The 21,109-nt window shown below is 37.4% G+C and carries 17 protein-coding genes; 9 read left to right on the top strand and 8 right to left on the bottom strand.

The genetic code is table 11. From position 1 onward, the window contains the following. Nucleotides 1–247: 247 nt before the first annotated feature. Nucleotides 248–1,465 carry a formaldehyde dehydrogenase, glutathione-independent gene (gene fdhA / locus MLE13_RS04375; RefSeq protein ID WP_240748240.1) on the bottom strand — a complete coding sequence of 406 codons (1,218 nt, stop codon included), beginning with the start codon at nucleotides 1,463–1,465 and terminating at the stop codon, nucleotides 248–250. 217 nt (nucleotides 1,466–1,682) lie between these two features. Here fdhA and MLE13_RS04370 point away from each other — a divergent pair, with 217 nt between their 5' ends. Continuing rightward, on the top strand, nucleotides 1,683–2,054 hold the full coding sequence (locus MLE13_RS04370) for a winged helix-turn-helix transcriptional regulator (protein ID WP_240748239.1): 372 nt from the start codon (nucleotides 1,683–1,685) through the stop codon (nucleotides 2,052–2,054). A gap of 608 nt (nucleotides 2,055–2,662) precedes the next feature. On the opposite strand, the gene MLE13_RS04365 is transcribed toward MLE13_RS04370, so the two are convergent. Both MLE13_RS04365 and MLE13_RS04360 read right to left on the bottom strand, forming a co-directional pair. Beyond that, a complete protein-coding gene (locus MLE13_RS04365) occupies nucleotides 2,663–3,352 on the bottom strand; it encodes a class I SAM-dependent methyltransferase (protein ID WP_240748238.1) in 690 nt (229 codons plus the stop codon). 214 nt (nucleotides 3,353–3,566) lie between these two features. Continuing rightward, nucleotides 3,567–3,704 (bottom strand): hypothetical protein, encoded by a 138-nt coding sequence (locus MLE13_RS04360; protein WP_240748237.1) that lies wholly within the window; start codon nucleotides 3,702–3,704, stop codon nucleotides 3,567–3,569. A gap of 177 nt (nucleotides 3,705–3,881) precedes the next feature. Between MLE13_RS04360 and MLE13_RS04355 the strand changes: the two genes are divergently transcribed. The 4 genes from MLE13_RS04355 to MLE13_RS04340 all read left to right on the top strand — a co-directional run bounded on the left by MLE13_RS04355 (nucleotide 3,882) and on the right by MLE13_RS04340 (nucleotide 9,719). Then, nucleotides 3,882–4,478 carry an ankyrin repeat domain-containing protein gene (locus tag MLE13_RS04355; RefSeq protein ID WP_240748236.1) on the top strand — a complete coding sequence of 199 codons (597 nt, stop codon included), beginning with the start codon at nucleotides 3,882–3,884 and terminating at the stop codon, nucleotides 4,476–4,478. A 165-nt stretch (nucleotides 4,479–4,643) separates the two neighbouring features. Further along, nucleotides 4,644–5,603, top strand: a complete 960-nt coding sequence (locus MLE13_RS04350; RefSeq protein WP_240748235.1) for a nucleoside hydrolase — start codon at nucleotides 4,644–4,646, stop codon at nucleotides 5,601–5,603. 497 nt (nucleotides 5,604–6,100) lie between these two features. Then, nucleotides 6,101–7,384, top strand: a complete 1,284-nt coding sequence (locus tag MLE13_RS04345; RefSeq protein WP_240748234.1) for an aminotransferase class I/II-fold pyridoxal phosphate-dependent enzyme — start codon at nucleotides 6,101–6,103, stop codon at nucleotides 7,382–7,384. A 181-nt stretch (nucleotides 7,385–7,565) separates the two neighbouring features. Then, complete coding sequence (locus MLE13_RS04340; RefSeq protein WP_240748233.1) at nucleotides 7,566–9,719, top strand: sensor domain-containing protein; 2,154 nt, start codon at nucleotides 7,566–7,568, stop codon at nucleotides 9,717–9,719. A gap of 141 nt (nucleotides 9,720–9,860) precedes the next feature. Here MLE13_RS04340 and MLE13_RS04335 read toward each other — a convergent pair whose 3' ends face one another. The 5 genes from MLE13_RS04335 to MLE13_RS04315 form a co-directional block, all read right to left on the bottom strand. Then, nucleotides 9,861–10,958 carry a hypothetical protein gene (locus MLE13_RS04335; RefSeq protein WP_240748232.1) on the bottom strand — a complete coding sequence of 366 codons (1,098 nt, stop codon included), beginning with the start codon at nucleotides 10,956–10,958 and terminating at the stop codon, nucleotides 9,861–9,863. A gap of 350 nt (nucleotides 10,959–11,308) precedes the next feature. Next, a complete protein-coding gene (locus tag MLE13_RS04330) occupies nucleotides 11,309–12,187 on the bottom strand; it encodes a polysaccharide deacetylase family protein (protein WP_240748231.1) in 879 nt (292 codons plus the stop codon). Next, entirely contained in the window at nucleotides 12,184–12,642 is a 459-nt protein-coding gene (locus MLE13_RS04325) for a hypothetical protein (RefSeq protein WP_240748230.1), read from the bottom strand. The genes MLE13_RS04330 and MLE13_RS04325 overlap by 4 nt, the downstream gene beginning before the upstream one ends. Then, on the bottom strand, nucleotides 12,600–13,859 hold the full coding sequence (gene pgaC, locus MLE13_RS04320; RefSeq protein WP_240748229.1) for a poly-beta-1,6-N-acetyl-D-glucosamine synthase: 1,260 nt from the start codon (nucleotides 13,857–13,859) through the stop codon (nucleotides 12,600–12,602). The genes MLE13_RS04325 and pgaC overlap by 43 nt, the downstream gene beginning before the upstream one ends. Before the next feature lie 410 nt (nucleotides 13,860–14,269). Then, complete coding sequence (locus tag MLE13_RS04315; protein ID WP_240748228.1) at nucleotides 14,270–15,967, bottom strand: PQQ-binding-like beta-propeller repeat protein; 1,698 nt, start codon at nucleotides 15,965–15,967, stop codon at nucleotides 14,270–14,272. A 444-nt stretch (nucleotides 15,968–16,411) separates the two neighbouring features. On the opposite strand from MLE13_RS04315, the gene MLE13_RS04310 reads away from it, so the two are divergent. From MLE13_RS04310 to MLE13_RS04295, 4 genes are all read left to right on the top strand, one after another. Beyond that, nucleotides 16,412–17,605, top strand: coding sequence for a DUF4317 domain-containing protein (locus MLE13_RS04310; protein WP_240748227.1), 1,194 nt, complete (start codon nucleotides 16,412–16,414; stop codon nucleotides 17,603–17,605). 338 nt (nucleotides 17,606–17,943) lie between these two features. Next, a complete protein-coding gene (locus MLE13_RS04305; protein ID WP_240748226.1) occupies nucleotides 17,944–19,230 on the top strand; it encodes an ABC transporter substrate-binding protein in 1,287 nt (428 codons plus the stop codon). 89 nt (nucleotides 19,231–19,319) lie between these two features. Continuing rightward, nucleotides 19,320–20,261 (top strand): carbohydrate ABC transporter permease, encoded by a 942-nt coding sequence (locus MLE13_RS04300; RefSeq protein ID WP_065528360.1) that lies wholly within the window; start codon nucleotides 19,320–19,322, stop codon nucleotides 20,259–20,261. Between the two features lie 4 nt (nucleotides 20,262–20,265). Then, nucleotides 20,266–21,108, top strand: coding sequence for a carbohydrate ABC transporter permease (locus MLE13_RS04295; RefSeq protein WP_240748225.1), 843 nt, complete (start codon nucleotides 20,266–20,268; stop codon nucleotides 21,106–21,108). Nucleotide 21,109: the final 1 nt, after the last annotated feature.

Genomic DNA, 21,109 nt, shown 5'->3' with positions numbered 1-21,109 from the left:
GTCTTAAAATTTATTTGTTTAGTCAATAGTGTATGTTAGTTTTAAATAACAATATAGATAGTATTTTCGAATGCATGTTTGTGCTTATTGTTACTACGGTGAACCTTATCATAAGTAAATGAGGTTCCCTGTACGAAGATATAGTGCAAGTACCCACCTTTCCAAAATAAAAAAAGCGCCAGAATCATCATTCTGGCGCTTTTTCATATCGGAATTTCCATATTCCATAAGCAGAGGAGAAAGCAGCTTACTTTTTGAAATGTCCATGGGGATCAATGACAAACTTCTTGGAAGCTCCATGATCAAATTCAGCGTATGCCTCTGGTGATTGATCTAAAGTAATGACCGTTGCGTTTACCGCTTTGGCAATTTGTGCTTTTCCGCTTAAAATCGACTTCATCAAGTCACGATGATATCTCATAACCGGAGTTTGGCCAGTTACAAACGTGTGAGCTTTTGCCCAGCCAAGTCCTAAGCGCACCTTCAAGGTTCCATTTTTAGCATCTTCGTCGGCAGCGCCTGGATCACCGGTTACATAGAGTCCAGGTATACCAAGACGTCCACCTGCACGAGTCACTTCCATAATGGAATTTAGTACGGTAGCTGGTGCTTCTCCGGCGCCCTCGCCATGTCCGCTAGCTTCAAAGCCTACGCAATCAATAGCGCAATCCACTTCTGGGACGCCTAGGATTTGAGCAATTTGTTCCCCAAGGTTCGGATGTTCCCGAAGATTTACAGTTTCACAGCCGAAACTATGGGCCTGTGCAAGGCGTTCTTTGTTTAAATCCCCCACGATGACAACGGATGCACCCAGTAGTTGGGCAGAATGGGCAGCGGCTAAACCTACAGGGCCAGCCCCGGCAACATAGACAGTAGCTCCTGGTTTCACACCAGCACTCACAGCGCCGTGGTAGCCCGTCGGGAAAATATCGGAAAGCATCGTTAAATCAAGTATTTTTTCCATCGCTTGATCTTTATCCGGAAATTTCAGCAACTGGAAATCTGCATAAGGGACCATTACATATTCCGATTGCCCGCCGACCCATCCACCCATGTCTACGTAACCATAAGCAGACCCTGGGCGATCCGGGTTTACGTTCTCGCAAATATGTGTATCTTGCTCTTTACAGCTGCGGCAGCGGCCACAAGCAATATTAAATGGAACAGACACCAGGTCACCTTTTTTTATAAATTCAACATCACGGCCGACTTCAATGACTTCTCCTGTAATTTCATGGCCGAGTACAAGCCCTTCAGGAGCTGTCGTCCGGCCACGCACCATGTGTTGATCACTTCCGCAAATATTCGTTGTAACGACTTTTACAACCACTCCATGTTCACATTTACGCCCTACATTCAACGGATTTACCCCGGGACCGTCTCTGATGATTAATTCAGGGTAGCTAATATCTTCAACCGTTACAGTTCCAGCACCTCTGTATACAACCGCTCTGTTTCCTGCCATTTCTGTCAGCTCCTATCTAATTTTTTACCTATAAAGATATAATCTTTACACCGGGGCAGCATCGGAGAAGGGGGAAAAATTTCAATAATTACATTAAATATTCTCTATCTTCAATCTATTCTAAATTATAATTCTTTTTAATGGAATAACGCACTTTTTTGTGAGAAGGTTACCTAAAGGATACTTTCAGGGAGAAATGGAAGAAGGGGGCAGTCTTATGAGTGATCTGAGGTCAGAAATAAAAAGGGAAATCGAGAGTGGTGAATTTAATTGCGAAAAGGAACTGACCTTATCAATTATTAGCGGCAAGTGGAAAATCATTATTATTTATTATTTGGGAACAGAGGGTGTGTTGCGCTTTAGTGAGATTAACCGCTTACTTCCCAAAATTTCACATAAGGTACTGACTACTCAAATCAGAGAGTTAGAAGAGGACGGGGTTGTCCATCGGGAAGTATTTGCTGAAGTTCCGTCGAAGGTAGAATATTCGTTAACCACTTTAGGAGAAAGCCTAATTCCAATCGTTTTAATGATGGACGAATGGGGAAAGAAAAACATCAAACACTTTCCTGTTGCGAAAAATCGGTGAGGATTCCTTCGTGGGATGATCAGTTCAACATATCTAGTTCCTGATTTCTTACAGTCCTTCATTCAGGTGAGTAGCATTTATCATAAGCAATTGAAAAATTGGATACTCAAAGAGAAGAAAAGGACTCATTAGTGAAAGACATTAGGAATATCAAAATTAATAAAACTTTATCGGAATTAATAGCTGAAAACCTTTATGGTATTAAGTTTGATGATTTAACTATGAAAAATAGAAGTAGAATAACCTCAAATATAAAGAGCCCGATGTTTAGTGATCAATGCAAGAAAACAAATACCTTAATACCAAAAGATTCAGAATTGAAAAGTAAGGAAGATAATTCTACAGAAAAGCAGTTTTAATAAATTTAACCTTACTTAGGTACGTAGATCTAACTTTAAATTGCATTCCTTTTACTTTCAATGAAGTTTATCGAATGGGCATAGGTAGCGTATTTCTTCTAGTATTCCCAGCTAAATCTTCAAGAATAAAGGCAATAATCCTAATGAGACGGATTATTGCCTTTATTCTATAACCAGTACAAAATCTAACTTATTTCTCGGGAAATAAAGTAGCAGTGGGAACTAAAAGGCTCGTTGTTAGCCGATCAGTCATTTCAACTCAGCTGCCCAGCCGCCAACTTGGTAGGCAGAGTAAAATTTAACAATGTTGCAAAACCCCGCCTCATCGAGTAATTCTTTTATCCGCTCTTCTGAAATGAGTGGCATTTTAAGAATCCTTTGTACGTCTTCACTCTCTTCGGGGTTTACCCCATTACTTCGAAAACGCTCTTTCCAGGCAGTAAAATTTTTGTTAAATTCAGTAGAGTCTTTGTCTCCGTATATACTCACAAGAATAAAGGGAGCCCCATGTTCCAACCGTTCAGCCACGCTTTTTAACAAGTTGAGCTTAGCATTGTCATCCGGCAGGAACTGGAAAACGAGTATGCAAGTAGCCATGTCAAACTTATTATCGGCTGGCAATTCATGAACAAATCCTTGATGCAATTTGACGCGTTGCTCGGTCCCTGCTTGCTGTATTTTATGCAAAGCAATTTTCAGCATTTGTTCAGCCGGGTCCACTCCCGTAAGAAACCAGCTAGGGTAGAGTTGACTAAAATAAAGCAACTCGGCTCCTCCTCCGGCTCCAACGACCAGCAGATTTGAAGAAGTTTTTTTCGGTTGATAAAAAAAAGAATCAGCCATCGAAAATAATTGGTCATAGGCAGGAACTGCTAATCGAATAAAAGAATCATAGTGCAGAGCAAAATCAGAATTAAAATCAGGCTGGCTATTATTCATGATTAACCTCCTAAGATTTCAAATAACGATCGAAGCAACTATTTATAAGAACTAATTCAATAAAATTGTGAAAATACCTTTTAAAAAATTTATAAAAATCAACAGAATTCTTTAATGTAGCTATAGCTTTTAGTTAGAAATGCACAGCTACGATTACAAAGTCGATACCAAAAAGGCGATTCCATTCAAACGGAATCGCCTTTTTTAACGTGCCTTAATTTAAAACTAAATAAATGATGTATAGTGGCACAAGAACAATCGCCATATACTTCAACATATACAGTGAACTAGTAGACAAGCATTTTGCTTTAGCGATCAACGCATCTTTAAAATCATTTGCCATTTCGGACATTGTGTCTGCCCCCTTTAGTGAGTAAGATTAGTATAAAGCAGGAACTGCTTGAATGGTAATTTGCTGTTTTCTAATTTTTATATCGCGTAAGGGAGGTTTTGTATGAACCGCTTTATGGGCCTTGTCGCAAGCATATTGTTACTAATAACAGGATGTAGTCAGGAAGGGGAAAAGAATGTGAAGCAACACTCAGGCGAACTTATTCAAGCAGTCGAAAACAACGAGTTAAAAAAAGTGCAAGAAATTTTACAGGATCCGTCGTATCCAATAAATGAAACAAATACGAGAAAGGAAACGCCGCTATTAATTGCGACTCATGGCAATCATATCGAGATAGCGAAACTTTTAATTGATGCGGGAGCCGACATTAATCAACAAGATGATATTCAAGATAGTCCCTATTTATATGCAGGCGCCCAAGGGAAAACAGAGATTTTAACGTATATGATCGAGCATGCAGAACCCGATCAAAGTAGTGTAAATCGCTATGGTGGCAATGCGCTAATACCTGCTGCTGAAAAAGGACATTTAAACAATGTGAAGCTACTTTTAGAAGATGGTCAAGTAAATATTGATCATCAAAATAATTTTGGCTATACGGCATTGATTGAAGCAGTCGCTCTGACGGATGGTTCAGAAATATATCAGCAAATTGTACAGGAACTAGTAATATTTAATGCGAATAAAGAACTTCGTGACAACTCGGGTAAAACAGCGCTCGATTATGCGAAGGAGAAAAACTATACCGCAATGATTAAACTGTTAGAAGAATAAGAAAAAACGGATATAGCGATTATGTATATCCGTTTTTATTTATGGGATATGATCACTCACTTAGCTACATTTTAGTTAACTTTATTAACATCATATTTGGGTTAATATTGATTGTATTAAGGCATAAGGATGCAATTCAAAATCTTGAAAAGGTGGCTTATTTCAATGACTAAAATACCGATTATTATCGATACAGACCCGGGAATTGATGACGCAATGATGCTGACGTTAGCATTTGCTAGTGAAGAAGCATTGGACGTGCGACTCGTCACAACATGTTCTGGGAATATCTCACAAGACAAAACAAATTACAACGCCCGTTCTTTCTTGAGTTATATCGGGGCGAATGTGGAAATTGCGCGTGGATTGGAACAGCCGATTTTCCGAGAATTAGAAGTGGCGGAAGATATTCACGGGGAAAGTGGATTTGGAAATGTGCAATTTCCAGCGCCAACCTTACCAATAAGTAAACGTTCAGCTGTAACAGCCATGCTTGAAACCATTATGGCGAGTGATGAGAAAATCACCATTGTCGCAACAGGGCCCCTAACCAATGTGGCAGCGTTGCTATTAGCACATCCTGAAGTAAAATCGAACATCGAGCGGATTTCTTGGATGGGTGGAGCTGCAGTAGGTGGCAATATGTCGCCAAGCGCAGAATTTAATGCGTATGTGGATCCGCACGCAGTAGAAATCGTGTTCCGTTCAGGTATTCCGATTGTGATGAGTGGGTTAGATGTCACACATAAAGCATTTGTAACAGTTGATGAAGCGAAAAATATTTTAGCTATTGGTACGGAATTTGCAGAAAAAGCTTATCATTTGGTGACCTATTATTTGGATGTTATTAAAAGAACACCTTTCCACGAAGAAAATTATGATCAAGTGCTGCATTTCCACGACGTTTGTGCCGTTATGTATTTATTGAAACCCGAATACTTTAAAGGACAAGATTGTTATGTGGAAGTAGCATTAGAAGGGTTAACAGCGGGTGCGACAATTGTGGATTATACGAATCGTTCTGGTAAAGTACCGAACGTGCATGTTCTTCACAGCGTTAATCGCGAAGAATTTGTTGCCGAATTTGTAAAAGCAGTAGAAGTTATTTCAGATAAGTTGAAATAATAAACAAGGTTTAAAGGTCATATAAAAATAGCGTCTTTAAGTCAAATAACCGACTTAAAGACGCTATTTTTATATAGCTTTTAAATAAAAGTTATTTGGTAATTAGAGGGTCTATTAGTCCTTTTTAAATAAATTAATTGTAGACACATAGACTTTTTAAAAATAAATCAGTTAGGGATTTTTTCTATTTTCATTAGAAAAGTATAAGCTTTTAAAGGTCTAAATACTTACTTAAAAGAAAGTATCTAGCTTTTTTTCAAGTGAAAATAGATTAAAAGACAATTTAATACAAGAATATTTGGGAGTAGTAAAACGATTAAACGTTGATATGACAAGGTTTTTTATAAATTTAGCATTAAAATTAGTATATTTTTGAGAATCTGAAAAAAATTAATTGAATAAATTTACAATAGTGTTACAATAGGACTACATAGCGCTACGATAGAACTAATTGCTTGATTTTATAATAAACAACAATATGTGATGGGGGTATTTAAATGACAAATGAATTTGTTACGATCGGGGAAGTTCTTACTTATTTGAAAGGTATCACTAATCTTGAGGAAAGAGCCAAAACGCTTCATGGTTTTGTTGAAGTTGATAACGAATATGACCGATATTTGGAAAATGGTCCTGCTACTTTGATGAATGTCATAACAGAACAATCAGGTGAAATAAAAGAATGTGTTTTATGGAATGTAAATCATTACCTTAGCTTAAACCGTAATAAGAACGTCATTGAAAAGGCTACCCGTGCTTTAAGTCAGTTTGGTACTGGTGCTGGGACTTCCGCATCTTCGTGTGGAATGACAACTTTGCATAAAAAAATAGAACAGAAAATAAGTGATATGACAGGAAAAGAAAGTGCGGTTCTTTTTCCAACAGGGTTTACTGCAAACTTGGGTGCTATTTCAATGTTGGTCGGAAGTAAAGACTTGATTCTTTTTGATCGTGAAAGTCATTCGTCTATTATTAATGGTATAAGGTTATCGAATGCTAAAAGAACGATTTCGTTTAAACATAATGATGTTGCCGATCTTGAAAAGAAATTGACAAAATATGAGGACTCATTTGAAAACATATTTGTCATCGTTGAATCAGCTTATTCAATGAGCGGGGATTTAGCTCCACTCAAAGAAATAACAAACTTGAAACAGAAGCACAAATTTTATTTGTATGTGGACGAAGCACATACATTTGGTATTTATGGAGACAAAGGGCGAGGTTATTGTTTTGAACAAGGGGTAAGTGACAAAGTTGATTTCATTATGTCTACTTTATCCAAAGCGACAGCTTCTGTTGGGGGCTTTCTTGCAGCAGATAAGAAATATTGCTCATTGCTCCGATTTTCCGACGCCTATTTATTTCAAGCCTGCTTAACACCTGTCGATGCCGCAGTTATTTTAGCTGCACTGGAAGAAATAGAAAACAACCCGTCATTAATTGATGAACTGCATGCTAAAAATACTTACATGCGAAATTCATTAATTTCTAAAGGATTTGACCTTGGGACTAGCAGAAGTCCAATTATTCCTGTGTTCATTGAAGATCACAATAAATTAAGATTAGTTGTCAATGATCTTTATCATGTTGGTGTTTACTCGACTCCGATTGTCTTTCCAGCTGTGAAAATGAATCAAGGAAGAATCCGGTTAATCGTCAATTACAATCACAGCAAAGATCAGATTGATTATACAGTCAACGCTTTAGAAGAAATTTGTCGTAGACATCAGGTTAATGCCGAAGAAACTAAACAATTAGATATGCACAGAGTTATGTGAAGTTATGGATAATAGTAGAGGCCAGCTTGAATTGTCTTTTCATCCATTGACCTTAAGTTTTCGGGATCGAGTGCTAGAGAGCGAATTTAAATCTTTTAATGATAGCGAAGTTCGTCTGTTTAACCAAATCGGGATTGTTTTATCCTACTTAGCGTGGCTTAGTTTAGGAATATTTTCGTACATGAGTATACAACAACATTATTCGCAGATTTTTCAAGTGATAGTTCTTGTTTTGTATCCAGTATTTACTTTGAATTTAATCGTTTTAAACGCTAATCGCTTTACGAAGTATTATCAATTAATGACGGCAATTTCTAATGGACTTGCTGGACTGAGTGTCGTTTTTGTTGGTCATATTATATTAGGAAATAGCATTTTAGCAATTTGTGGAATAGTTATAGTTAGTTTATTTTCATTCTTTATTTTGAGATTGAGGTTTAAAATAGCTGTTTTGACCACTCTTATATATGTTACTATTTACCAATTCGCATTAATCGGTACAAAAGAAATTGGGATCCTCTCATTGCTTCTTTGGGTACTTTTGGTTACATGTGTCGCTGGTGGAAATATTATGGAACGAGCAAACCGCAAGACCTTTTTTCAAAATAAGTTACGTAAAATCGCAGAAGCGGAAAACCAGGACAAAGGTGAATTTTTGAACAATATGTTCAACTTAGTTTCTGTACCAATCATTGTTGCTAAAGAAGATCATCAAATTTTAGAAACCAATCCAGCATCCAATGAGCTTTTTGGAAAAGACCCACAGTACTTAATCGACTTATTAGCAACTTCTGAGCGACGTCGGATGACTCTGCTTAAGGGCTTTTTAAAAAGGAGCCCAATAAATAACTTTGAAGCAGAGCTAGTCAATAAAGATGGACATGTCATTTCTACGTTAATCAATGTGAACTTTGTAGAAAGAGAAGGACAAAAAATGTCCATTTGTGCCATACAGGACATTTCCGATCGTAAAAAAGCCGAAGAAAAAAGTACGTATTTGGCTTACCATGATACATTAACTGGTCTTCCTAACCGTCTTCAGTTTACTGAGAAACTAAAAAGTTTTGTGGAATTGGAACAAGAAATTGCCGTGTTATTCATTGATTTAGATAAGTTCAAAATGGTGAATGATACTCGTGGTCATGCTGTGGGTGATAAATTATTGCAGCAAATTGCGAAACGATTAATTAGTTGTGTTTCTAGAGGAGATATTGTATCTCGTATAGGCGGGGATGAATTCACTGTCATCTTGTTAGAAAGAGAAAAAGATGAAGTTTCTCGAGTGGTAGAGAGAATTTTAGAAGAAATTCGAAAACCAATTTTTATCGATCAGCATGAATTGTATTTAAGATCGAGTATCGGTATTAGTTTTTATCCAACAGATGGTGAAAACATAGAAGCATTGATAAAAAATTCGGATATCGCTATGTACAACAGCAAAGTATTGGGAGGCAACAATTACAAGTTCTTTACCAATTCGATGAACAGTTCGTTTGAGGAACGAGTTGGGCTTGAAGAACACCTTCATAATGCGTTAGGTAATAACGAATTGGTGATGTATTATCAGCCACAAATAGACCCGAAAACAGGGCTTATGTACGGGGCAGAAGCGCTTATTCGCTGGATACATCCACAGTGGGGAATCATTCCACCAGATCGATTTATTCCGATTGCAGAAGAAACAGGATTAATCATTCCAATCGGAGAATGGGTACTTAGAACGGCGTGTAAACAGGCCGTAGAATGGAACGATACGTATGGTCGTCCTTTCCATATTGCAGTGAATTTGTCGATCAAGCAGTTTGTGAATAGTGATATTGTGGACACTGTTGAACGAGTTCTTCAAGAAACAGGGTTAGATCCAAACATACTAGAACTCGAATTAACAGAAAGTGTTTTCTTGGAAAACACGGAATCCATGATAAACACGATGAATAAATTGAAAGACCTAGGAGTTCGAATCTCGATTGATGATTTTGGAACTGGTTATTCTTCTTTATCTTATTTAAAGGATCTTCCAATCGATTCGATAAAAATTGACCAGTCCTTTATTAGAAATCTATCTAAAAATAAAAAGACCACCTCTATTATTTCGACTATCATTAGCTTGGCGCAAAAATTGGATTTAAAGTCTGTAGCTGAAGGAGTAGAAACTTCGGAGCAATACAACTACTTTAAATCAGAAGGTTGCGATTTAGCACAAGGCTATTATTTCAGTCGTCCAGTACCTGTAGATCAAATAGCATCTTTACTTGATCGTACGGAGTGGGATGTTGAAAAAGCCGATAATGATTTTTCGGTAGTATTGGAAACAGTTGAAATAGTTGCGAAATGAGATTATTTCACAATAAGATACTCAAATAAAACAGACAGAGAAAAAGAAATTTTTTTCTCTGTCTGTTTTTTAGTTAGAGGGATTTAATGTATTAAGGTGCAAATTTCTTAAATAGGTTTGCAGGTTTTTTATAGTCAAGTATTATTGTTCCTCTTCATCAATTTCTACAAAAACTTCCTGTAATCCTTCCTTATTCAAAGTTCCAAAATACATATTCTCTGCATCTAAAAAAATGCCTGCAGTTCCTGTTGTTCCCCATTCTATATCTAATATGTTAGATGGTTGTAACTGCAGCTGGTTGTTAAGAACATGAACGGTAAAGTAGCCAGACGGCATTTGTGGAAAGGCAAGTATATTTTCCTGTATAGCAGGAGTCGCTTCTCTGACAAGGTCGGGGGCATCAATTTGATCAATAATTTCCCCATCTTTTGAGAGTAAAATTAACGTTCCGCCTTCATTCGTCTGTGCTGCGACTACGTATTGTTTGGTTGCCTCTACATACGAGACGCTATACATATAAAAATCTACTTGTGATAAGAGTTCAGCTGGAGCTTGAGTCAGTTCATTGGTTGCAGGGTTATAAACTGCGAAATAGAGGGCTGCCTTTGTTGCTTTGTCATTGAAATGTTGCCAAATGAGCAGCGCGTTGTCGTCAGAAGCGGCAAGTATTGGCCAGCTATCGCGGTCATCTGCTTGTGAAATTTTTATTTCGTGTAATAGTTCACCTTCATTTGAAATTGTAGAGACAATGACTTCTTTACCAGTACCAAGTTCGTCTATACCACCACCGTTAATCCAGCGATTAGACCAAAAAATGACATGCTGCGTATTTGTCGAAGCAACATGCCCGGAATGTCCTCCGTCAAATAGTGTTGCTTCATATAACTCTTGCCAATTGTAATCATAGATTCTAAAGCGTTGGGAAATGCTGTTTTTGGTATCGAAGCCATCTTCGTATGTGATAATGATGGTTTCTTTAGTTGAACTTGCACTTGCGGGCTCCTGTGCTTCAGGGTTTTCAACAAGTGGTTCTATCTGAGATTGCTCAATTTCTTTTTTATAAATATCATGAGTCCAACCATTCTTACGTTGTTCATCACTCTTCTCAGACCAAATTACCGAATTATTAATAATGGAAATTCCATGCGTATATTGTCTAATGTCCTCAATGGATTGAGCATGCTGAGGTGAACAGCTAGCTAGTAAAAAAAAGCTTGTTACTAGCAAATATTTTTTCATTTTATCCCGCCTTTTGTATACTCTTTCCTATTTGCGGAAAAAGCAGTATTTGAAGACTCTTTTAGATACAAAAATGGATCGAATTTAATGTCGTAAGTTAAAAAAACTCATTTGCAGCAGAGGAATATCCAAATGATCTGTATAACAGCCTAAACTTTAAATCTCTATCGAATTTGAGTGATACTCTCTGGAGTAAATTAAATAAATAAAAAAAGAAAAGCTTTTCTCCTAGAATAGATTGACGACTAAGTCAGACTCTTACCCTACGGAAAGAAACTTTCTTATAGAAGATTAAGACGGGAATTGTGTCTTTCGCTTTGTGAATAATTTAATTGCTTGTTCGTGCACATCTATTCTTTTTCTAGATAAGGAAGAAGGACTTTGTTAAACGTTGTTTTGTTAACGATAATTCGATTAATGCGAAAGTTATCATCGGTTGGCTGAATTACTTGGGGAGCTAAAATATATCCAGCTTCAAAGCCCTGCTTTTTAATCGCACGAATAATCGATTCATTGGTATTGCCGTATGGATATGCAAGGCTTTTGATTGTGACTTTAAGTTCTGCTTCTATTTTTTCTACGCTTTTTTCTAAATCTTTCTCAAATGCTTCTATTTGGTCTGGCATTAGAAAGACGGGTACAATAGGCTCACTTTCAAATCGATGCATATCAAAGGTATGGGAGCCAAAGTCAGCTAATCCACTTTCTTTCATTTCCCGAAGTTCATCCCAGGTTGCCATCTCCAGACTACTGAAATCTTTGCTTCCGACATGTCTCGCAATAATGAACAGTGTAAAAGGGACGTTTGCCTCTTTCAAAATAGGAAAGGCATTTTCATAAACTGATTTGTCAACATCATCAAATGAAATCCATACACATTTTTCAGGGAAATCATTTTCTTCTTTTGCTTTTAATAGCTGTTTTTCATTCAAAAATACAGCATCAGCTTCTATTAATGCGTCGATCTGATCTTTGAATTCACTTTCAAGCACGCTGTATTGTACTAGTTCTTTAGATTGAAGAAAGCTCCGAGCCGCTTTAACAAGGACACTATTGTCTTGCACTCTGTGATAATTCAACCCGAGACAGCCGTTTTCCGTTAACTCTTTAGGAAATGACATAGCAGGTTTATCTTCTGAGAAAGCTTCGACAAAAAGTTCTTTTCGCGATATAAAAAATAGACTAATCAATGCGATTATGCTTAACCAAATAACAACCTTTTTAGTCACAGCTTGCCACCTCCAAGAGGAGTAATAGGGTTCGTATCGAAAACGGTATAATCTTCACTTTGCAGCTTCTCTATTATTTCGCTATCTAATAACCCTAAGTTCTTAAGTTCTGCATTATTAACGGGACTAGGATAGCACCGTCTCTCTAATGGACCAAATCTTTTTTTGTTATAAATATGGTTTACATAAAGCAATGCGAACAAAACAAGGAAAACGACAAAGCCCGTAATAACCAAAATACGGATATCTTGATTAACCGTATTAAGTGAAGCATTTAAAATTCTTGTTAAGTTGTTATTAGAGTAGAAAGCGGCCGATAAAAAAAATAAAACCACTACCAAACTATATAACCAAAAAAACAGTGAAAAAATAACATCAGCACAAGTATAAAACCACGAGCGCTTAACTACGATCATGAAACTTTCTTCTTTATACCGCGGTCTGGGCTGTTCCATGTAGCATAACCTCCTTTTATACGTGACGAGATAGAGCGTGGGATGGCTGCCATAACAACGGCTGTATTAATCATCCAATAAAGGGCCGGGTACCACGCTGCCCAAAAATAGTATTTCAATTTTGGATTGTAACGAGAGTCAATTAAGAGTGTAATAAACAATTGAATTAAACTGATAAATACTAATGCAAAAGAAGAAAATGTAAACCAAATGAGCATTTGTTGTAGTGTTTCAGCTTTAAACAGCAATAATAACGTGAGAAAAAGCCAACATAATGCCCATAAAATACTGGTCCATTGTTCCAAATAAATTATCCAGAGTCTACGCTGTTGCCAGTTAAATAAAATTTTCCAGTGGCGGAGAATAACCTCCTGACCACCCTGCGCCCAGCGGACCCGTTGTTTCCAAATACCGGATAAAGTTTCTGGCACAAGCATCCAGCAAATAGCCCGTGGTTCATAACGAATATCCCAAAAGCGCTTTTGGAGTTTCCAACTGACTGCAATGTCTTCAGTAATCATATCGCGATCCCATAAACCAACGTCTACAAGTGCCTTTTTGCGGAAAGCGACAACAACTCCTGAAACGGTCATTACTTTTCCAAGTAGCCTCTGTGTCCGCTTAATCGCTCCTATAATAGATGCATACTCGACTAATTGCATCCGGCTAAGTAGATTATTACGATTGCGGATAGTGGGATTGCCTGTCACAGCCCCAAGCCTTTCGCCTTTTTTAAAGAAATGATGAATCAAATAATAGGGAGTTGTATCTGCAAGTAAGGCATCCGAGTCGACGCAAATCAGGTATTCAGCTCTAGAAGCGAATAAGCCAATTTGTAAAGCATTCGCTTTTCCACGGTTTTCATGTAACTGAATGGCTCTGACGTTGCCATGTTGCTCTGACAACCTTTTGATTATTTCACCTGTTTTATCCTTCGAACCATCGTTGATCAAAAGAATTTCTTTTTTGGGATAAGAAAGGTTAGTAAGATTCCGTACGGTTTCTTCCACGGTTTCTTCTTCGTTATAGCAGGGAACTAGTATGCTAACCATGGGCCAATCAAAATTTTCGATGTCCAAAGTGTCGTTTTTGGATTCTTTTGTCTTAAGAAAAAGAAGAGAGCCGGCTATCCAAAAAAGAGCCATTGCAAAAGGATACCAAAAAACAAATCCCATCATAAATCTATATGGTCCAGTCAAGAGTTCGGAAATTCCCAATCGTATTCCTCCTATTTATAAATTATTTTATTTTACTGTATATTAAAAATATTTAAACATTACTATAACCAAAGTTGGTATAAAGTGTCAATACAATAATAAAAAATAAAAAATTAATATAATGTGTTTACATATACCTACATAAATTGATTCATTAAAGTAAAAAATAGTCTATTTTTATATTTTTCTGATATTTGAATTTCAAGTAAATTCGATTTTTTTGTAGAAAAGATCACGATATTTACATGGCGATATAAAAAAGTAGATTTTTACATTTCTTTTATAGTATTCGGATTACAAAAATTTCCGAAAAATTAAGCAGCTTTAGTTCGATTGAATATCGAACTAAAGCTGCTTAATAAACAGTTGCCTCAATTATAGATTTCTACAGACAGGTACAGATGCACTTTTTAAACAAATCTGATCATGATTGCGTACCCATCAATACTTGTCAGGAATAATTCGATTTTTCCATCTCCGTTCAAATCTCCAACTAAAGGTGTCCCTTCAATTCCGCCCTTAACGTTAACTTGTCCAATTTCTTTACCATTTTTATTAAGGATTGTAAGAGTTCCCATCATGTCAGGGACCAAAATTTCATATTCTCCATCTAAATTAACATCCGAGATAGTTGTTGAACCTCTCATATTTGCAGATAAGTAGGTTCGCCAAATGGTATTTGCACGACCATCCAAACAATAGACAAATCCAGCTAACCCACCGAACACTACTGCTTTTTTATCCGTATCATAATCGAATGCAGTTGCTCTTGAATTTGTTTCACTAGTCGCCCAAACTGACCAATCCGTAGACTTATGTTTCGTCTTACCTGTAATCCCATCTAAGAAAAGTGTTCTCCCGCCTCGACCGTTTATGATATATTCGAATACGCCGTCATTGTCCATATCGGCATAGCTACCAAAGCAATCAATGCCGAACCCAACGTTATTCTTCCATAGTAGTTTTCCAGTTTCTGCGTTTAGGCAATATACATGGTGGTCAATACTATTAAAAATACATTCCAATTTCCCATCACCATCGATATCCACAACTACCGGAAATGGTTCGTTTTGCTCTAGTGAACTAAATCTCCATATTAATTCACCTGTGCTTGCGTTGAGCTTTACGCATTGATTATCAAAGCAGGTTGTGTATAGATACCAACAGTCTGATTCTTTCATCAGTTGACCTGCGTGCTGGTAATAAATATCGGATTCGTGAAAAGGTTGAATTTCGTAGGTCGAAGTGGCATCAGGCAAGATTAAAAACACATCCGCGATCCATATGGTATCGGTTTCTACGGAGCTTATCTTTCGGGTTTGTCCTTCTCCAGTGCCAGAAGTGATGACCAGATTCGCATGGTTTCCATCTATCCTTAGGAAGGAATTTTCGATCCAATTCTTCGTTAAATCCGTTATCCCCCACTCGGTTGCTGATGTAACATTGCCACTTCCTTCGCGGTAGTAAAGATTTGAATGGAACCAGATCCTTACTCCTTCTTCATTCAAGCAATAAACATGCCCATCATGGGATGCGCCAAAAACTTCAATTTTACCATCCCCATTCACATCGGCTGTTTGAGGTCGACCATAATTCGGTGCACCGAACGCATATCTCCAAACCAATTTTCCAGTATCTACTTCTCGGACATAAATATACCAATCCCAAGATTGATAAATAACTACTCGCTTCCCGTTGCTAAAAATAGCAAAAACGGGAGTAGAATAGATGGGTTCATCATCTACTTTCACTTCCCATAAAACTTCATGCTCAATCACTTTTGTCTTCTCGGCCTTGCTGGCTATCTTGCTATCTATTTCATCCATGTAGCGCAAAAGCTCATCTCGATAAAATAAATTATCAACTAATGATATTTCCTCTTTTTGTTCTGCTTCTGAATGGTTCAATAAATCGTAAACAGATTGAGGAATATCTGTAAATAATTGAATTACCTGCTGTCTTTCCAGCCGGAGTACTTCACGCACTTGATTGATTGTTTTGAAGGAAACTGAACGTTGCTCGTAAGGACTTAAAACGGCATTGCCGACTTTCCTTGTCACCTGCCCTTGATTTTTGATGACTAAAGTTAATCCGTTTGGTAAGTTCATATTTTACCCCCTTCGTCTTTGTTGTATCATACATCGAAATAATAAAAGAGTGAATTAACGAAAGCGTTCAATATTATAATCAGGATATATGTCTGTTTGTTCAATCTTCAATAACACCCCGTACTTCTAGGCGGAAAAACTATCTGCACGATTTCATCAATTCATGATAAATGAATGATAAAAATTCCGTTCCAATGAATAGGTACTCTCTATTAACGTTACATGGCTTCTAAGTAATATCAGCAAAGGAGTCTTCTCTACAAATCAAAAGAGTACATAAAGGGAAGGAGAGTTGTTCCTAATTTGACTACCGCAAGTATTGACTGTGTTACTATACCAACGTTGAATATTGTTATAATCAAAGAGTATCAAAAGTGAAATTACAGCTTTGATCCTCTTTTTTTACATTTTATGGATTTTATTAGTTAGGGAGTTGGATTAGAGATGAACAATAAAGATGTAGCCGATATTCGCAAGCGTTTTAAACTAGATAGCGAGTTACTAAAAATCACTGATATTTACAACGTCTACATTCAGCAGGAAAGCAGTGAGATTTTTCATGAGGAAAGTCGCTCGTTTTCCTTGTTGGACCGGGAGCAGCAAGAGTTGTTTCTTGCCAATTTTAAAAAAGTTTTAGGTGGCAAGCTAGACATCAAGTTGTTTGAAGTAAAGTTTCAACCGCAAGAAGAAGGGCAAACTGACCACACGCAACACTTATTGTATGAGGGACTTGAGTCAAAAGAAGTAGCAGAATGGAAAGAAAATATGCAACGAATTGCGTTAAAAATGGTTCAAGACTCTCAATATGAAAAAGACATAGTGGTTACGTTCATTCGGGGAAATTACCATAAAACAACAAAACGCAAATCAGATGAGTCCGAAATGGACTTTCGAGATGAAACATATACGACTCCGTTTATTTTAAGCAGTATGAACCAAACTGAACTGCCAAAAAGTTCATTAGTGTTTGATTTTGTGGAGAAAGAATTTAAGTCGAATGTGTTAGTCGATCCGGTTATTAAACTTTCTTCGCCAATTGGCGGTTTCTTGTTCCCTAGTTTTACGGACAATGCGGCAGATATCAATCACGTTTTGTATGCAGCGAGCAAAGCCAATAAACCTGACTTCCAATTTATCGAAAATGTCTTAAATGGTGATGAAATCGTTACGGCTGAAGAAGATAAAGCCGTATTCGAGGAAATCATCAAAGCGGTCATTGGAGACGAAGTCGATTCGAGAACACTTGCGGGTGTATACGATGAAATCAATCAAATGTTAGTCATCGAAGCGGAAAGCGACGATGATGATGAAGAAACTCCTATGATGGACGTTAAAGAAGTAGAACGTGTATTAAAAGCGAGTGGCATGAAAGACATTAGCACAGAAAAAGTGGAAAGAGCTTTTCAACAAGTGGTTGAAGACAAAACCTACGAGATGAAAGCCAGTCATATCGTACCAAGTTACACATCAAAATCCATCAAAATCAGCACGAAAGTAGCGGATATTGCTATCAATCCTCAAGACTTACGTTACGTCAAACAAGTCAATTACAATGGCAAACGTTGTGTGTTAATTGAAGTTGAAGAAGATACAATGATTGAAGGATTTAAGTTAATTTCTGAAGATTTACTGGAGTAAAGTCAGCGGTTAGCAATTAATCCGCCAACAAATTTAATGATCTAATATGAAAAGAGCAAGTGAGTAGAACTATTTACGAATAGTTACCTTGCTTTTTTTTTGCTACAAAAGCCGGTCTAAAGCGAATGATACAGAAATTTCTAACAATTAACGAAACCGGTTTTCATTTATTTTTAAAAAAAGATTGATTTCTCTGATAAATCATTATATATTATGAGTGTAAGCGGTTTAATTCTAATTTTTTTATCGATTAACGAAACCGGTTTCGTTAATTATCGAAAACAGTGCATTTACATTTGGGGTAGGAGAAATTATTTAAATACAAGGGGGAAAACACATTGATTAACAAAAAATGGCCTGTACTTGGTGCAGCACTAGCTCTTTCTTTAGCACTTGGAGCATGTAGCGGAGATGAGAAATCAGAGGGTTCAGGGGATGGCAATGAGGAAGTAACATTGAACTTTTGGTCTTTTGGAGCTACTAACTACGAAGAATTAGCAAAAGCATACGAAGAAGAAAATCCAAACGTAACAATTAAAGTAAAAGCTTCAGAAACTGCAGAACATCACGATGCATTGTTCACGTCTTTATCAGCTGGAAGTGGCGCGCCTGATATTGCAATGTTAGAAGTTGATCAATTTGATCGCTTTAAAGAAGCACAAGGTAGTTTTGAAAACTTATACGACCTTGGCGCGAAAGACGTTCAAGATCAATACTTAGAGTGGAAATGGAATGCAGGAGAAAACACAGACGGTGATTTCCTTTTTGGTTTACCGACAGATATCGGACCAAAAGCTTTGTACTACCGTACGGATGTATTTGAGGCAGCTGGATTACCAACAGATCCGTCAGAGGTAGAAGCATTGATTAATTCTCCAGAAGCATTTAAAGAAGCTGGAGAGAAAGTGTTAGAGGAAACTGGAAAACCTTTTGTTGATAGTATCGAAATGGCTTACAGAGCTTACTTGGATGCTTCAGAACAAACGTATTTGAATCCAGAAGGCGAATTGTTGATCGCTGAATCTGGTAACGACGTGAAAAAAGCATACGACTACGCAGTTGAACTTAATGAAGCTGGAGTTGTAGGGAAATTTGATATGTGGTCACCTGAATGGGCAAATGCAGTTAACAACGGTGAATTTGCAGTTGAGCTAGGAGCAGGTTGGTTAAAAGGCTGGATGGAAGGAAACGCACCTGATGCTGTAGGTAAATGGAAAGTTGCTACACTTCCTACTGAGTTCGCAGCAAACTGGGGTGGTTCGTACCTTGCGATTCCAAACGAAACAGATCACGCACAAGAAGCATATGACTTTGCTGAATGGTTAGTTTCTGCTGAAAACCAATTAGAATCATTCCAAAGCAAAGGATTGTTCCCATCATCTCCAGCTGTTTATGAAATGGACGAATTCAAGTCGAACGAAGATGAATTCTTCGGTGGTCAAGTAACATCATCAGTATTCGCTGAAGCTGCACAAGATATTGATACAGCTGTCTACAAAGGCGTAAAATACTTCCCTGTAAACAACGAAATACTAACGGCTTTGAAAAACGTACAAAACGGAGCAGACCCTGAAAAAGAGTGGGACGAAGCTGTTAAACGTGCACAAGATCTAGTAAATCGTTAAAAGGCATAAGCAAAACAAACTTGTTAATGGATATGGTGACCTCGCGGAAGCCATATCCTTATTATTTTTAGCGGAAACGGGGAGTGAAAATGGACTCTACTTATCAAAAAGGGAAAAAAGGCAAGAAAAAGAATTTATCTGAAAGCAAGAAAGACCGAGTGTCCGCGTACTTATATATCGCACCCTTCTTCATCATCTTCGGCGTTATTGGTCTATATCCAGCACTTTTTAGTTTCTATTTGGCTTTCCAAAAGTGGAATGGCCTAGGGGAAATGAGTTTTGTTGGACTAAACAACTTTAAAATTGTATTGGAAGATCCACTTTTTTGGAAATCACTCTATAATACAATCGTGATCGGTTTAATCGGTACAGCTCCACAGATTGTGATCGGTATCATTTTAGCAATTTTGTTAAACGTAGCATTTCTCCGTTTCAGAAGTTTTTTTAGAGTTACAATCTTCATGCCCTACATTACGTCAATGGTTGCGGTTGCCTTGATCTTTAGTGTTATTTTCAGTGACCACCAGTCTTCATTGGCAAATTACGTGCTTGGATTGTTCGGCGCTGATCCAGTAAGCTGGGGAACTTCAGAGTGGGGAACAAAGATAGCCATATCCATCATGGTATTTTGGAGATGGGTTGGATACAATACGATTATTTATCTAGCTGGTATTCAAAGTATTCCAAATGATGTCTACGAAGCTGCAACAATTGATGGAGCCAGCAAATTCCAACAGGTAATCCACATTACCTTGCCTTTGCTGAAGCCGTTCATTCTTTTAACGGTTTTCTTTTCAACCGTCGGTGCACTCCAACTGTTTTCTGAACCAACGGTATTTTTAGGAGCATCAGCCTTTACGAGAGACGAAGCGATGACGGTTGTAATGTACCTATACCGTGACGCATTCAAACTTCAATCGTTTGGAACAGCTTCTGCAACAGCGATTATCTTACTAGTGGTCATCATCATTTTCGCTGCAATTAATACGTACTTAACATCTGGAATTGGCAAAAAGAGAAGGAGGGGCTAGACAAATGAATAAAGCAGCTAAAAAAAGAAAACCATCTATGGGTAAAGTGTTTGTTTATTTATTTCTGACTCTTGCTTCTGCTCTTTCTCTTTTCCCGTTTTATTGGATGTTTGTTATGGCAACTCAAACAAGCTCGGCGTATAACTCAATACCACCTACGATTACACCGGGAAACTTGCTAGTCGAAAACTTTCAAAAAGTTCTTCTTCAAATTGATTTTTTCGGGGCATTATGGACATCGTTCTTGCTATGTACGATTGTCACCCTCGTCGTGTTATTTATCAGTTCACTAGCGGGATTTGCTTTTGCAAAATTTCATTTCCCAGCTAAGAACTTTCTCTTTATTACGATTTTGTTGACCATGATCATTCCACCTCAACTTGGATTGATCCCACAATATTTTCTAATTGCGAAAGCGGGATTACTTGATACCTTGTCGGGTGTTATGATTTTGTTCTTTTTGAATCCATTAGGAATTTTTCTGATGAGACAATATGTAAGTGATTCTGTACCTGATGAGTTGATAGAAGCCGCAAAATTAGATGGCTGCTCGAATTTTAAAATCTACAGAAGTATCGTTCTGCCAATCATTTTGCCAGCCTTTGCAACGCTTGGGATTATTGTGTTTACAGCTGTATGGGGCGAATTCTTATGGCAGTTTACAATTTTAAGAGATCCAGAAAATTATACAATCCAAGTAGCGTTAGCTTCTTTGAGCAATACGTTTAATGTTGACTTTGGAATGATCTTATCTGGTGTATTCTGGGCAACTGTGCCATTAATCATTATCTTCTTATTGTTTAACCGTCTGTTTATCTCGAGTATTGCAGAAGGTTCAGTTAAATAAT

It is taken from the genome of Planococcus halocryophilus, from assembly GCF_022489025.1.
In the GTDB taxonomy this organism is placed as follows: Bacteria; Bacillota; Bacilli; order Bacillales_A; family Planococcaceae; genus Planococcus; species Planococcus halocryophilus_A.
The sequence above is the reverse complement of the archived record's forward strand: the minus strand, read 5'-3'. Positions and strand labels throughout refer to the sequence as shown.